Source organism: Clostridium sp. CM042 (genome assembly GCF_055080995.1).
The window spans coordinates 372,554-386,165 of the sequence record NZ_CM143646.1; the positions used below are offsets into that span (position 1 = coordinate 372,554).

Here is a 13,612-nt window from a genome sequence, read left to right on the forward strand (position 1 = left end):
GACTTTCCTTCTGAAATGTCGTTAAAATCACCTCTTAATTATAAAATTTCTTTACCAGTAATGGCATTTATACGCACTTCTATGGGCATCGTATAAACTTTACCATCCAAATTATTATACTTTACATTAATATTAAAATACCAGCATGGCACCATTTCAATTTGTTTATTTGACGATACTCCTTCATCTGAAGTCGTACCTGCACTAGTTATTACAGGTAAATATACCATAGAAATTCCTGTTACCATCATTTCATCTGTTAGTATTACATTGGAATACTTTTTTTTCAGACTCTCCACTGCTTGCTGCATAGAAATCAATGGAGAAGTATTAACCTTATACTTCTTCTGATTATATATTAATCCATTGATATTAAATGATTCAATCCCATTTTTTGAAATAATAACGCTTACTTCGCTACCTTGAACCATAGAATCTAAACTTTGCATTTCATAATGGGAATCATAACAGGGGATAGCATTCATATCAATTCGAATAACCATGTAATAACATTCATCATCTTTAGTCCATTTTTCTTTAATTTTAGTCTTACCTAAATCAACAAACTCTTTGTAAGTTTTATCCTTCATTAACACATCCTGTTCCTTTTGAAGAGTATTATAATCTAACGCATATATCTTTGGTGACATATTTGGTGTAATGTCTATCGTCTTTAACATTTCTGTTACTTGCTTTGTAGCTTTTGATTTTGTCATAAAATCTAGTTCTTTCAATTTGAATTTCTTAATTTCATCTTCTTCGTTTACTATAGATGTTACGCAATCACCAAGGGGCGTAATAAAGTTAAAACTACCTGGTTCTTCAAGAATTATGAGATTTTTATTGTTAACAGTAAAAGAGCTTGAACCATCTTGCTTTTTTTCTTTTATATCCTCTGACCCGAAAAACATATTAAGTAATTTATTTTTATCAAATACCTTTCCTGTAACCTGTAGTGTAGGAATATCTTTTACATCTGATGCATCCACTGTGGCATCTACCTTCAGATTAGTTGCTAGAGTTGCTTTGTAATTTTTCCCATTGCGGGTGGATTTGCCTGATGGGACAGACGTATTTACCGTATTATGATCCTTCGATGTGATTTCTTCATTAGTACATCCCGAGCAGATAACCACAACTGAAAGTATTACTAAACACATTCCTGCCTTAAATCTTTTTAACATTACGATAATAACCTCCTTCTATTAAATTCATAAAAAACAAAACAAGCCAGTGTACTCGTCACTAGCTTGTTTTGTATTTATTATGGAGTCCATCTTCCAATTACCTTAACAGCCTTAGGATCAGATGAATCCTGTTGTCCTTTAAGGTGATAACTTTCACCTGCGTTTACCTGTTTTAAATACCCCAAAGTAATTGGGGTACATTCAGTTATAGATTTAACTTCAGATGCAAAATCGTCATTAGCATATCTTACTCTATACCATACTCTACCATGAACCCCATCAGAACCACGATAAATACCACTACTTGGAATTAAATTCCCAGCGGTAGTCGTAACATATGCTCTTTGTTCACCATCACTTTTTGATACATTATCAGAACTTATACGACTACCCGGTGAAAAGTAGAAATAATAGTTGCCAGTATTAGCAAAAGCAACAGTTCCTAACATCATAGATGCCATCAATATTCCAGAAAATAACTTGGTTCCTTTTTTCATGAATAATCCCCCTCTAATATGTTTAGTTTAAATTTAATATCTATCTCCATTACGCCAATTACTAGTATGAGCCGTACATATGATAGATATATAGTAGTATAATTGGGCGTCCAACAACGTTTACCTCTCAACAAACCAAAAAATTATTATATAGCCTAAAATCAAAGTTATTTAACCTAAACAATTCATTTATAGACTGTAAAAGTGGTTTTTGCCTACAATGTTGGCATTTCCCTTATTGTTAGAATTCTTACTCTTTTAAATTTGACATTAATTTTTTCAAAAAACAACATATTTTTTAACAATATATATAATGATTTACTAATAATGAATAATACGGTTTATAACGCAATTAATATAATAAACAGCATAAAGCGTTGATATGTAAAGGATTATAGTGAATTTAGCCAAAGCCTTTTTTCTTAGCGTACGAAATATCATTTTTGCGTATGCTACCACGTCACGAGCTTGTTTCGTTTTGTTTATTATGGAGTCCATTTTCCTTTTACTGTAGCACCAAATGGGGTAGTGCTCGCAATTTGTGCAAAAGTCCCATTAAGGAAAAACAGTTACCATAAATTCAAGTTAATTGAAATAGGTAACTGTTTTTTATTAGATTGATTTTAATGGTCTCATATTATTTACTAAATCATAATCACAATTATCATCAAAATTATACTGTCCAATAAAATTTATATGTTCCCATCCTAAAGGAGAAATATGCTTCATATACAATTCATTAACTTCTTCTGTTTCTTTTAGTTTCTCAATAGCTTTAGGTAAATATAATGTATTCCAAAGAGTTATTGAATTTATAATCATGCTGAGGGCAGTGGCTCTTTGTACTTGTCCTTGAATATCTTTCTCATAAAGCATCCCATGCTTTCCAAAAAATAAAGCTCTAGCCAAAGCATTTATTGCTTCACCTTTATTTAATCCAGTATTGATTTTTCTTCTGAAATCCTCATCCGAAAGATAATCTAATATAAAAATTGTTTTTTCTATCTTTCCAATTTCACTTAATGCTTTTGCTAAACTATTTTGTCTTGAATAAGATCCTAATTTACTCATTATCAATGATGCTGAGACTTTACCTTGTTTTATTGAATGGGCAAGTCTCAATATATCATCAAAGTTCTCTTTTATAATGTTAATATTTATCTTACCTTTTATAACTGATTGGATATTTTTAAACTATTCTCTTTTTTCAATATAATATAATTTGCAATCTGATATATCTCTAAGTCTTGGTGCAAATCTAAACCCAAGCAATTGAGTTAATCCAAATACTTGGTCTGTATATCCCGCGGTATCAGTATAGTGTTCTTCAATTTCAAGCTCTGTATTATGATTGAGAAGTATATCAACTACATGAATTGCATCCCTTGAATTTGTATTTATAACGCCAACTCCAAATCTAGAATAGTGGTCACTTACAGCTGAATACATAGTTACGCCTTTTTCAAATCCATAATGTGGATTATAAGATGCATTTAAAGTTTCAACACCTGTTATAACTCTTACACCATCAGATGATGAAGTAGTACCATCACCCCAATATCTAGCGTAAGGTTGCTTATGCTGACAGCTAATAATCTCTGCCATAGCTTTATCTAAATTATCATCGCTCATTCTCCAATTAGCAACATTGCTCATCTGTTTATATGTTATTCCTTTTACTGCTTGTTCCATTTTCTTGAGACCTATATTAGCACCAAGCCCCATAAGAGTCGCTATTATACAACTTCTTTCAGTATCTTTAGGTTCTTTATTAGTTGAAGTATGTATTAACTTTTTATCAAACATTGTATGTTTGCAAGTATCTATTAATATATCTGATAAATTTACCCTAGGCATTAAATTGTAAATTTTAGCAGATAATTTTTTTGCCTCATCTGGAACTGCTTTCTCTAATTTTGATAATACAAATTTATTATTTTCTATTGATACACCTTTAAGTTTTTTTATATTATCAGATACGTATTTTAATTTGTTATTTAATATGGTCAATCTATCAGTTAAGTATTCGTCAACATCTAAAGGTACTTTAAAATCAATACTTTCTTCTTTGTATTTTAGCCATTCTGATTCATTCATAAGATACTCTTCAAATGGGATATGCTGCTTACTTCCGATAATAGATATATCTCCAGAACGAATGGCATTTTTAAGTTCAGTAAATGCTGCTAATTCATAATATTTTTTATCTATATTTCCCTCTTGGTCATAAACATATTCTTCCCATTGACTAGTTACAAAATCTAAAGGAGCATCATTTGGCATCTTTCTTTTACTTTTATTATTAACTTCTTTTATAGTTTCTAATGTTTTTAATATCGGTGTTCCTGACTTAGATGCTTTAAATTCAAGCACCTTTAATAATCTAGGAGTATACCTTCTAAGATTACTATACTTTTTAGCTATTAAATCTAAAGTGTTATATTCTTTAGGTCTAGTAATTTCAGATATTTCGGCTATTGAGTACAAATGCTTCCCAGGGCATGATATTTTCGATATTCTTAAAATCAACTGAAGTTTGCCCTTCTTCTTTAGTTTTAATTATCAAATTTCCAAGCTTCACATAATTGTGAAGACCTAAATTTGCTTTTTTTCCATTTTTTTTAATAAGATTTTCTTGCTCTTTTTTACCAAATGATTGAATGTTTTGTACTTGAATATCATGTATTTGAATCGCTTGATCTATAAGCTTTTCACAAAATAGAATTAAATATATTGAAAGAATAGAATATCTTTTTTTAGGATCAAACCTTTTAAAATCATAAGCTTCATATTTTGAACCCAATTTACATAATTCTTCAATTTTATTATTATGGATATTCCTTAAATCAATATTTTCTAACTCTAGACTACGAATGTATTCAATTCTATCAGCAATTGCATTAAAAGTTTTTGACGATGACTTGCCTGGTACTTCACGTAACCATGATAATTTAGTTTTTATATCTCCCTCTTGAACTGTTACTAAATTATCTAATTGCTGTTTGTTTGCCATAGTTACTGAATTATTTATTAAATTAAAAATAGAATCTTGAATATTCTCTTTAGCTTGCCAAACTATTTGTTCAATACTTCTTATTGAAGGAATTACTACTCTGTTTTTTCTTAATATATCAAGGGCATAGTTTACAAGCTTAAAAGAATTAGTTTCACTTTGAGTTATTTGTAAGAGTTCCTCAAATAAAAATATTTCTGTGTTTTTATCATATTTTTTATAATTAAATAATCTACAAATAGATTCTAAATGCTCATATTTAGTGTTTTTTCTATTAAAATATTTATAAAAATCCTTTGAATCCAAATCTAATTGATTAGCAACATAATGTACTATTTTCATAGGTATATTTGTGAATTCAACCAATGGCCATCCCGATTGTCTTAAAATAGTTAATTGTAATGCAAACCCAAGTTTATTATAATCAAGCCTATAAGTACTTATTATATCAATATCCTCAAAACTTAAAGTATAGTAATAAACTAGTTCCTTTTCTGTTATATTATCTGAAATCTTCATTAATTCAGCTCTTTGGTTAGTTGTTAATAATTCTCTTCTGTTTAAGTACATAATAAAATCCTTTCTAGAATTGAACTATAGAATATAGTTCATCCTTTTGCTCTTGATTTATTCCTATATACTTTAAAGTAATAGTTTGGTTACTGTGGTTAAATGTATCCATTATGAGACCAATATTGTAACTGCTCGCCTTATATGTCCAATACCCCCAACTTTTCCTTAAAGAATGTGTTCCAAAATTCTCTATCCCTAATGAATTAGCAGCATTTTTTAATATCCTATATGCTTGTACAGTACTTATATGACCACCTTTTTTACTAATAAATATATACTCATTAAGTGTAAGTTTAGATTCTATAATGTAATTTTTTAACGCACATTTTATTTCTTTATTCAATTTTATTTTCTTTTCTTTACCAGTCTTCTGCTCATTTAATGTGAAATATTCTTTAAATTTTATATTCTCATTGAATATGTCAGAAACTTTAACTTTAACTACATCACCAATTCTTAATCCAGTATTCAATTGAAATTTACATAACAGCCAGTCTCTATCGATTTTACCTTTTAAAAATATAAGTAAATCATTTATTTTCTTTTTATCTCGTATAGGTTCTACTATCAAATTTTCCCACTCACTTTCTCTTTTGTTCTATGTAATATTTACTACTTATATAATATTAAACATTACATGAAAATGCAAAAGAAAAAAAGCTTCGTTATAAAAATTAACTGAAGCTTAGATGTATCAATAGGTAACGATATATTTAACAATGTAATGTTTAGTGTATTTTATTACATTAGAATTTTTAGGGAACCTGCTATATTTACTAAATATTTACTTAAATGTTAATCAAGTTTTCTTAACGGTACTTTTGCACAAATTGCGAGCCCTACCCATTTAAAAATAGGTAAGCTGCTTCAATTATATGTAGATGAAAATGTTAGTGATGATCTAACTTTTGGTGAAATTAGAAAAATGTATGCTTATTCTTTAATGCCAGAAGAAACAATTAAAAATACAGCTCACCAAATGATTCAAAAGCCCATTACAGAACCTACTTTAAAATGGAAAGCAGTGGATAGTATAAACCATAAATTCAAGAAACATTTAAGACCAATATTTATGGCACTAGATTTTACAAGTAATGATCCTAATAACCCTTGGTTAAATATAATTAATCAATTAAAAGAAAGCTTCGGACGTCAAATAAATCTTAATAAAAATAACGATATTGAAGTTTATATTACTACCATAATGGGATGAACATTTCAAACGAATAAGAATACTTGATTCTACTGCTTTTCAAGTGCCAGAAAGCTATAAAGACATATATCCTGGATCTGGTGGATGCTCTCAGCCTTCAGGTGTAAAAATACAACTAGAATATGAATTGAAATCTGAAAATCTTCTTAATGTACAAATAGGAGCTGGCTCTGGAAGTGACAATACTTTTGGGAGCAAAATAAGAGATACTATTAAAGTTGGTATTTTAGAGATCTTGGATACTTCAATTTTGAAGATTTTGGATATAGAAGATAAACATTTTACATATCAAGACTCAAACCTAATATAGCAGTATATATAGACAATGAGGATATAGAATACTATAAGAATGGTGCTCCTAAAAAATCAAGTCTTTTTAAAAGAATCTACATTTCTGACATAATGAAACAGATGGGCGAGGGGGACCGTTATGAAATTAAGGATGTCTATGTAGGTAAGGCAAAGACGCTAAAAACAAGGCTTATTCTATATAAACTAACAAATGATCAATTGAAAAAAAGAACAGAAAAATCTGTGAAGAATGCTAAAAAAAAGGGTATAGAAAAAAGTGATAATACTATTGAATTGTTAGGGATATCTATTTATATAACGAATATTAAGGAAGAAGTTTTAAATGCAAAGCAGGTTCATGAGTTTTACAGCTTAAGATGGCAGATAGAAATAATTTTTAAAACATGGAAATCCATATTTAGTATACAGGTTGTAAGGTTAGTTAAAATAGAACGGTTTCAATGTCAACTTTATGGGAAACTTATTTTGCTGCTCATAAGCTCCGCTGTAATGTTTAAAATGAGGTCGTTAGCATTAGAAAATAAAGGTCTTGAAGCTAGTGAAATTAAGACTTGTGAAGTAGTTCATGAATATATTGATAGTCTATATTTTGAGCTTATCAAATTCCCTAATAAAGTTTTCAATACCTTAAAATCAATATTTGAAAATGTAGTTAGGAATGGTCTGAAATCTCATAAAAAAGATAAGAAAACTGTTTTTGATATTCTTGGAGTTTGTTATAAATTAACATCATAGCACGCTAACGTTGCAGCATAAACCAACATAATAAAATTGTAAAATTTCCACTGTATACGTGTTTTTTTTGGTGTGCCCTAAAAATGTTTGAATACTAATGTACATTTAAAACTTACCATTTAAATTTATTAGAAATAAATTATTGGTAAAATATAGAATCTAATGGTGACTTGCTAATATTCAATATGCTTAGCTTGATGGCTAGGGGGTAGAACCAACATTTCCACTCTAAGACATAAATGAATAAATATCGTATGATTTAATTTATCTACTTTGAAAAGTAGTAATGTATGGTACATAATGGTATAATCGATTTAAGATCGTTACGCAATTCTAACAAATTGGGAGGTGAAGAGTTGAACAAAATAAATGCTATTAATAGAGTAGTTTCAGTAATAACTGTTATAGGGCTTATATTGTCGGTTTTAGGGTTATTAAGTTTATTTGGCATAATTAATATGAATTCAATGCTACTTATATTACTCTCATCAGCTATTTTTAGTATAGTAAACGGGTATTACTTATATATTAAGAACAAGAAAAGAAAATCAACTTTTTTTATTGTGGTTGGATTATGCTTAATTTTTGTTGCTATATTTTAGAATTTTTTTTAACATGAATCTTTCATATATTGTTCATCAACAATAGTGTAAATAAAGGCTCTTGTTGATGAACAATATATGAAAGATGCGAATTAACATCAAACCTAAATGGGGTAGTGACCGCTAAGCGTAAATTTACCACGTTAAGACACATATTACCAAAATAACGATAAATTCAGTGAGAGGATTAAATACACTCGTGTTATTTTAATATTTTTCTCAAAGATTTTACATTAGGTAATATATATTTTTTATTATCATTTTAGTTAGTGTTATCAATAATATAACTGCATTTTAACTAACTTATTTTGAGTAAAAAAAATAAGAACTTTATCATTTAGTGATTAAACCCTAGATATATCAATACTTTACAATGATGTTATATGTTTTTTTGAGTTAGAACTATTGTATATTAATTCTAACTCAGAATATTAAAATACTAATGGTTAATTGTAAATAACTGGCTTAGCGTTGTAAATTTGCGCTTCGCGAGCACTACCCCTTCTACAGCCATTGTAGCCTTTACGTTATCTAGTATTTGTTTATCTCTTTTAGACAACACATTATTTTTTGGTGGATTCTTATTTAAATAATCACTCCTTCTAAAAATAATTTTTATTTTTTTACTACTGCTGCACTCTCTTTCTTAGCTCTTGGAGTTGGTTTCTTCTTCTCCAGTTCTTCTAATAGTGATTTATATTTACTTTGATATTCTTGTATCTCTGTACTATGTTTTAATTGTTCTTGGCTTAGTTGCTCTTGTTGTGCCTTTTGCAGTTCTATCAATGCCTTATCCATTTTTATATCTGCTTTATCTTTTAACTGTTCAATGTCTGAAATATATTTAGGGTATTTTTGCCCATCCCCCCGAAAAGGTGGAATAGGCAAATTATCCAAGGAATTTTTAAAATATTCTCAAAGTAATTCATATTCTTTAACTCTTCTATAAAAAGTATTATTTTTCATGTCAACAAGCTCCATAGCTTTTACAGCAGTTATATTACCTTGCTTCCACTTCCTATAAACAACTTTAAAGTTTTCATCAATTGGTATTTTCTTTCTTCCAAATTTGATCCCTTTTTTCATAGCAATGCTAATGCCTTCTTTTTGTCTTTCTTTTATTCTTGTACGTTCATTCTCTGCCATATAACTTAGTAGCTGCAGTATCAAATCAACAATTAAACTTTCTATACCTTTCATATCTTTATATTTTGTTGTATTAAGCAAAGGCATATCTAAAACAATTATATCAATTTCTTTATTTTTTATAAGCTCCTTCCACTCATCCAAGAGCATTTGCTTATTTCTTCCTAATCTATCAAGCGATTTGATGTATAAAATATCGCCGCTTCGAATAATACGTTTCATTAACTGATATTCAGGTCTTTTAAAATCTTTACCACTGGCTTTTTCTATAAATATATATTCATCCTGTATTACAAGTTCTTTAGCCGTAGCAATTTGTCTTTCTAAAGATTGGTCTTTACTACTTACTCTTGCGTAAAAAAAACTTCTCATCCTATGTAGCTCCTTCTTAAACTTTATATGAAAATCATAATAATACTTCAATAAGTATACAATCTATTTGAAATGTTTCATATATGAAAATGTTGAAGTTTTGACATATAAAAAGTATAATAATATCACCATTTCAAAAAGTATACTTTTTGAAATACACTATTGGACAAGAAAGGTGAATATATGGATACTGAGCAAAATAACACTGAACAAAAACGCCTTAGAATTCTTGGCGAAAATGAATTAGAAAGTATTTATGGTAGACCGTGCTTTACATATGAAGACCGATGCGATTATTTTTCGCTTTCCCAACCGGAGAAAGATTTATTAGAAGTATTGCGCTCAACCAAATCCCGAGCTTATTTTATATTGCAACTCGGTTATTTTAAGGCCAAACGCCTGTTTTTTATCTTTGACTTGAATGAAGTTCAGGAAGACCTTAACCATATGTTAAAGCAATATTTTTACAATACTAAAACTGTTGATATGAGTTCAATTGATAAGTCTACCAGGCTAAAACAACAACAAATGATTCTTCAGCTATTCACCTACCATATTTGTGATTCTGAAATACGAGAACAATTGGATAAAAAAGCTTGCACGGCGGTAGCTGTATGCGGTAAACCAATATTTATTTTTCGTGAAATTATCAATTATTTATCTGAGCAACACATTGTTGTTCCAGGGTATACCTTTATGCAAGAAACAGTAGGCAAAGCAATAAACTACGAACAAAATCGGTTAATTACTATTATGAAAAATCAATTGAATCAATCTGATCTTGAAAACTTGAAGAAGCTCTTAATGGATTCAGAAGGATTATATGAAATAACACAACTTAAGCATGAGCCAAAAGATTTTAGTGTTGGTGAAATAAAGCGTGAAATCAACCGTGGCCAGCAAATACAGCTTTTGTATCAGATTGTTAAGAACTTGCTCCCGACATTAGGTGTTTCTAACGAAAGTGTAAAATATTATTCCTCATTGGTAGATTATTACTCTGTATACAAACTCAAGAGATTTAATGAATGGATAGTATACATTTACTTATTATGTTTTATTTATCACAGATATCAACGGGTGAATGACAATCTTATAAACACTCTCATTTATAACGTAAGGCATTATATTGATGAATCTAAATTCACAGCTAAAGAGAAAGTATATGAGCTCGCTACAGAGAGCAATCAAAATATGAAAAAGGTTGGTCAGGTGCTTAAAATATTTACAGATGATAGAATGGAAATTAACACACCATTTAGACTAGGTAGGATGGGTGAAATTTCAGATATTAGTTTTCCTTTGCTCTCTGCTACATCTGATAGCTTTATTAGATTGGAAACTCTTAAAGAGGCAAATGATCGTGTAAGTAACGCTACTGCTAAGCTACCAATATTTCGACACTATGATATTGATGAAGTCATCCACTCAAGTAGTGATGGACAAAAATTTGAAACTAATATTAACACCATTAATTCTCGCCACTCGCCTAAATACTTTGGGCTTAAAAAAGGAATTGTATCTTATACATTGGTAGCTAATCATGTCCCAGTTAATGCTAAAATCATTGGTGCTAACGAGCATGAAAGCCATTATGTCTTTGATATTTTATATAACAACACAAGCGATATCCAGACTGATATTCATTCTACTGATACACATGGAGCCAATGAAGTTAATTTTGCTATTCTACACTTTTTTGATTATCGTTTTGCACCTCGTTATAAAGACATCTACAATAAAGTAAGTAAATCTTTTTATGGATTTAATCAGCCAAGTCACTACGGCGATATATTGATAAAGCCTGTAAGAAAAATCAATACTGATTTAATTGTTGAAGAGTGGGAGAATATTCAACGTATAATATTGTCACTTGCTCTTAAATCAACAACGCAGAGTATTATAATTGGAAAGCTCAGTGCTTATGCACGTAAAAACAAAACCAAAAGTGCTTTATGGGAGTACGATAATATCCTTAAAAGTTTATATTTTCTTGATTATATTGATTCTTTGCCACTACGTAAAAATGTACAACGTGCACTAAATAGGGGCGAGAGTTATCACAAATTGCGCAGAGCTGTATCTCATGCAAATTTCGGGAAATTGCGCTTCAAAACAGAACAGGAACAACAAATATGGGGTGAATGCAGTCGTCTATTAGCAAATTGCATCATTTATTATAATGCCAGCATATTATCTAATATGTTAGACTACAGAGAAAGTAATGGTCAAGATTTAGATGTGTTAAAACATATTTCTCCAGTTGCATGGCAGCATATTAATCTCTATGGTCGATATGAGTTTAATAAAAACCCTGAGCCTATCAACATGGATGTAATCATTCAGAAACTGGCTCAGTTCCAGGTATTACCTGATTAGTAATTTGCCTATTCCACCTTTTCGGGGGGATGGGCAAAAACACCCTAGTTCCTTTGGTGTATCCATGAAGTTACGTCCTAATCTATCAAGTTCTTTAATTATAATTGTATCTCCTGTTTTAACTATTTCTTTTAATGCTCTATACTGCAATCTTTCAAAATCTTTACCACTTGCTCTATCCTCAAATATGATTTTGTATTTAAGATTATTAGAAGCAGCATACTCTTTCAAAGCTTCATGCTGACGGTCTGTAGTATTTATATGAATATCTATTTTTAATAAATTTTTATAATTTAGGAAACATATTGTGACAATACTTATAGATAAAATAATTATGATTTTTTTGCTGAGGTTGAATGCACCTACGTAAATAATTTCGGCAAACTGGAAAAGAGGTTTTTAAAAGAGAATAAGATCAGTTCCTGTCCTTATACTTTTGGGACAGTAGAAAGATGGCTTTCTTGTTAGTTAATTTATTAAAGAATTTTTTTAAATATTATTGACACCGAACTTATAACATCCGATAATGGTATAAACAAACAAATAGGGGGCTTATTGTATGAAGAAAAAGTTTTTTATTTATAATTTATTAGTAAAAACATTAATTATGGTTATAGTGGTATTTGTTTTATCCAAAATTTCATCTCAATATAATTCTATGCTGTTAATATCGATGGGAACTTTACTTATTGCCACGGAAATTATATTTCAAATTCTTGATCGTAAAAAAAACAACTAATAATTTATTCAATCATGATTGATCGTAAAATGTGGGTTATGTTCTAATTCTATTATTGCCGATTTAGTTGTAATTGGCACGCCTGCTTTCATTTTATTTTTAAAATGAAAAAGAGACTACGTCTCAGAATGACTTTACAAATCATTCTGAGACGTAGCCCCCTACATATTAATATCTATAATTTCCTGTTGGAACCCATCCCTGTTTATTCTTGCCTTGTGAAATATATCTATACTCAACTTGTATTGTTATACTAGCTGAGTTTTTAGCTTTAGCTAGTATGGCATTAAATATGTGCTTATATTTAATGCCATAAGCTGCTTGGCTCATCCCTAATAGTGTCGTAGCTATTCCTACTGGTCCTAGAAATCCTACCAATCCATATAATAAAGTTGCTGTTGGTGTGGTATCGAATGCACCGATTATTCTTTGAAGTTGTGCTTTAGTATAAGTTGATGATACCCATTTTTTTTCTCCGTCCCTTGCCATAATAATATTCCTCCTAAAATTTAATTTATTTATTTTACTTTAATCGATTAAGTAATTACATTTATAAAAGAGTTGTTTGATTCTGATTTGTAAACCTAATTTGAAAATTTTTTATTTATTTTTTACTACATATTGTTTTATATATTCTAAATCCTTTTTAACTTTGTCTAATATTCCTAATTTATCAGTAAGTTTTGATATTATCTCTTGATAATTTTGCTCTCTCTCTTCTTGCTTTAGATCTCTTTTTTCTTGGGCTCTTAATATGTAAAATAATAAGAATATACTCATCGCAGCCCAAACACCTTGTGATACTGCTGCTGTTAGAAGTTCCTTTTCCACCTTTTAATTCCTC

General features: G+C 29.5%; 16 protein-coding genes and 1 pseudogene. 6 read left to right on the forward strand and 11 right to left on the reverse strand.

What is annotated here, in order from left to right; genetic code table 11:
• Positions 1-38: 38 nt before the first annotated feature.
• The 5 genes and pseudogenes from ACWJJ7_RS01905 to ACWJJ7_RS01925 form a co-directional block, all read right to left on the reverse strand.
• On the reverse strand, positions 39-1,184 hold the full coding sequence (locus ACWJJ7_RS01905) for a hypothetical protein (protein WP_462963688.1): 1,146 nt from the start codon (positions 1,182-1,184) through the stop codon (positions 39-41).
• Between the two features lie 80 nt (positions 1,185-1,264).
• Positions 1,265-1,684: a hypothetical protein gene (locus ACWJJ7_RS01910; RefSeq protein WP_462963689.1), complete on the reverse strand. Its 420-nt coding sequence runs from the start codon at positions 1,682-1,684 to the stop codon at positions 1,265-1,267.
• Positions 1,685-2,296: 612 nt separating this feature from the next.
• Positions 2,297-3,967: pseudogene (locus tag ACWJJ7_RS01915) on the reverse strand (Tn3 family transposase).
• Positions 3,968-4,145: 178 nt separating this feature from the next.
• Entirely contained in the window at positions 4,146-5,267 is a 1,122-nt protein-coding gene (locus ACWJJ7_RS01920) for a DUF4158 domain-containing protein (protein ID WP_462963690.1), read from the reverse strand.
• Positions 5,268-5,280: 13 nt separating this feature from the next.
• Positions 5,281-5,841, reverse strand: a complete 561-nt coding sequence (locus tag ACWJJ7_RS01925) for a tyrosine-type recombinase/integrase (RefSeq protein ID WP_462963691.1) — start codon at positions 5,839-5,841, stop codon at positions 5,281-5,283.
• Between the two features lie 354 nt (positions 5,842-6,195).
• Between ACWJJ7_RS01925 and ACWJJ7_RS01930 the strand changes: the two genes are divergently transcribed.
• The 4 genes from ACWJJ7_RS01930 to ACWJJ7_RS01945 all read left to right on the forward strand — a co-directional run bounded on the left by ACWJJ7_RS01930 (position 6,196) and on the right by ACWJJ7_RS01945 (position 8,132).
• The gene (locus ACWJJ7_RS01930; protein WP_462963692.1) at positions 6,196-6,483 is read left to right on the forward strand and encodes a hypothetical protein; all 288 of its coding nucleotides are present in this window, start codon (positions 6,196-6,198) and stop codon (positions 6,481-6,483) included.
• Between the two features lie 43 nt (positions 6,484-6,526).
• On the forward strand, positions 6,527-6,793 hold the full coding sequence (locus ACWJJ7_RS01935; RefSeq protein ID WP_462963693.1) for a hypothetical protein: 267 nt from the start codon (positions 6,527-6,529) through the stop codon (positions 6,791-6,793).
• Positions 6,794-6,885: 92 nt separating this feature from the next.
• Entirely contained in the window at positions 6,886-7,530 is a 645-nt protein-coding gene (locus tag ACWJJ7_RS01940) for a transposase (protein WP_462963694.1), read from the forward strand.
• Between the two features lie 356 nt (positions 7,531-7,886).
• Positions 7,887-8,132 (forward strand): hypothetical protein, encoded by a 246-nt coding sequence (locus tag ACWJJ7_RS01945; protein ID WP_462963695.1) that lies wholly within the window; start codon positions 7,887-7,889, stop codon positions 8,130-8,132.
• Positions 8,133-8,571: 439 nt separating this feature from the next.
• Here the strand turns inward: ACWJJ7_RS01945 and ACWJJ7_RS01950 are convergent, their stop codons facing one another.
• Genes ACWJJ7_RS01950 through ACWJJ7_RS01960 form a run of 3 tightly spaced genes read right to left on the reverse strand, consistent with a single transcriptional unit; the run spans position 8,572 to position 9,650 of the window.
• The gene (locus ACWJJ7_RS01950; protein ID WP_462963696.1) at positions 8,572-8,694 is read right to left on the reverse strand and encodes a hypothetical protein; all 123 of its coding nucleotides are present in this window, start codon (positions 8,692-8,694) and stop codon (positions 8,572-8,574) included.
• A 53-nt stretch (positions 8,695-8,747) separates the two neighbouring features.
• Complete coding sequence (locus tag ACWJJ7_RS01955; protein ID WP_462963697.1) at positions 8,748-9,029, reverse strand: hypothetical protein; 282 nt, start codon at positions 9,027-9,029, stop codon at positions 8,748-8,750.
• 18 nt (positions 9,030-9,047) lie between these two features.
• Positions 9,048-9,650, reverse strand: a complete 603-nt coding sequence (locus ACWJJ7_RS01960) for a recombinase family protein (protein WP_462963698.1) — start codon at positions 9,648-9,650, stop codon at positions 9,048-9,050.
• A gap of 162 nt (positions 9,651-9,812) precedes the next feature.
• Here ACWJJ7_RS01960 and ACWJJ7_RS01965 point away from each other — a divergent pair, with 162 nt between their 5' ends.
• The gene (locus tag ACWJJ7_RS01965) at positions 9,813-12,029 is read left to right on the forward strand and encodes a transposase (protein ID WP_462963699.1); all 2,217 of its coding nucleotides are present in this window, start codon (positions 9,813-9,815) and stop codon (positions 12,027-12,029) included.
• On the opposite strand, the gene ACWJJ7_RS01970 is transcribed toward ACWJJ7_RS01965, so the two are convergent.
• Positions 12,018-12,404 (reverse strand): recombinase family protein, encoded by a 387-nt coding sequence (locus ACWJJ7_RS01970; protein ID WP_462964915.1) that lies wholly within the window; start codon positions 12,402-12,404, stop codon positions 12,018-12,020. The genes ACWJJ7_RS01965 and ACWJJ7_RS01970 overlap by 12 nt on opposite strands.
• A 184-nt stretch (positions 12,405-12,588) precedes the next feature.
• On the opposite strand from ACWJJ7_RS01970, the gene ACWJJ7_RS01975 reads away from it, so the two are divergent.
• Entirely contained in the window at positions 12,589-12,768 is a 180-nt protein-coding gene (locus ACWJJ7_RS01975) for a hypothetical protein (protein WP_462963700.1), read from the forward strand.
• A 168-nt stretch (positions 12,769-12,936) separates the two neighbouring features.
• On the opposite strand, the gene ACWJJ7_RS01980 is transcribed toward ACWJJ7_RS01975, so the two are convergent.
• Positions 12,937-13,257: a hypothetical protein gene (locus tag ACWJJ7_RS01980; protein WP_462963701.1), complete on the reverse strand. Its 321-nt coding sequence runs from the start codon at positions 13,255-13,257 to the stop codon at positions 12,937-12,939.
• Positions 13,258-13,368: 111 nt separating this feature from the next.
• Positions 13,369-13,599 (reverse strand): BhlA/UviB family holin-like peptide, encoded by a 231-nt coding sequence (locus ACWJJ7_RS01985; RefSeq protein ID WP_462963702.1) that lies wholly within the window; start codon positions 13,597-13,599, stop codon positions 13,369-13,371.
• Between the last annotated feature and the right edge of the window lie 13 nt (positions 13,600-13,612).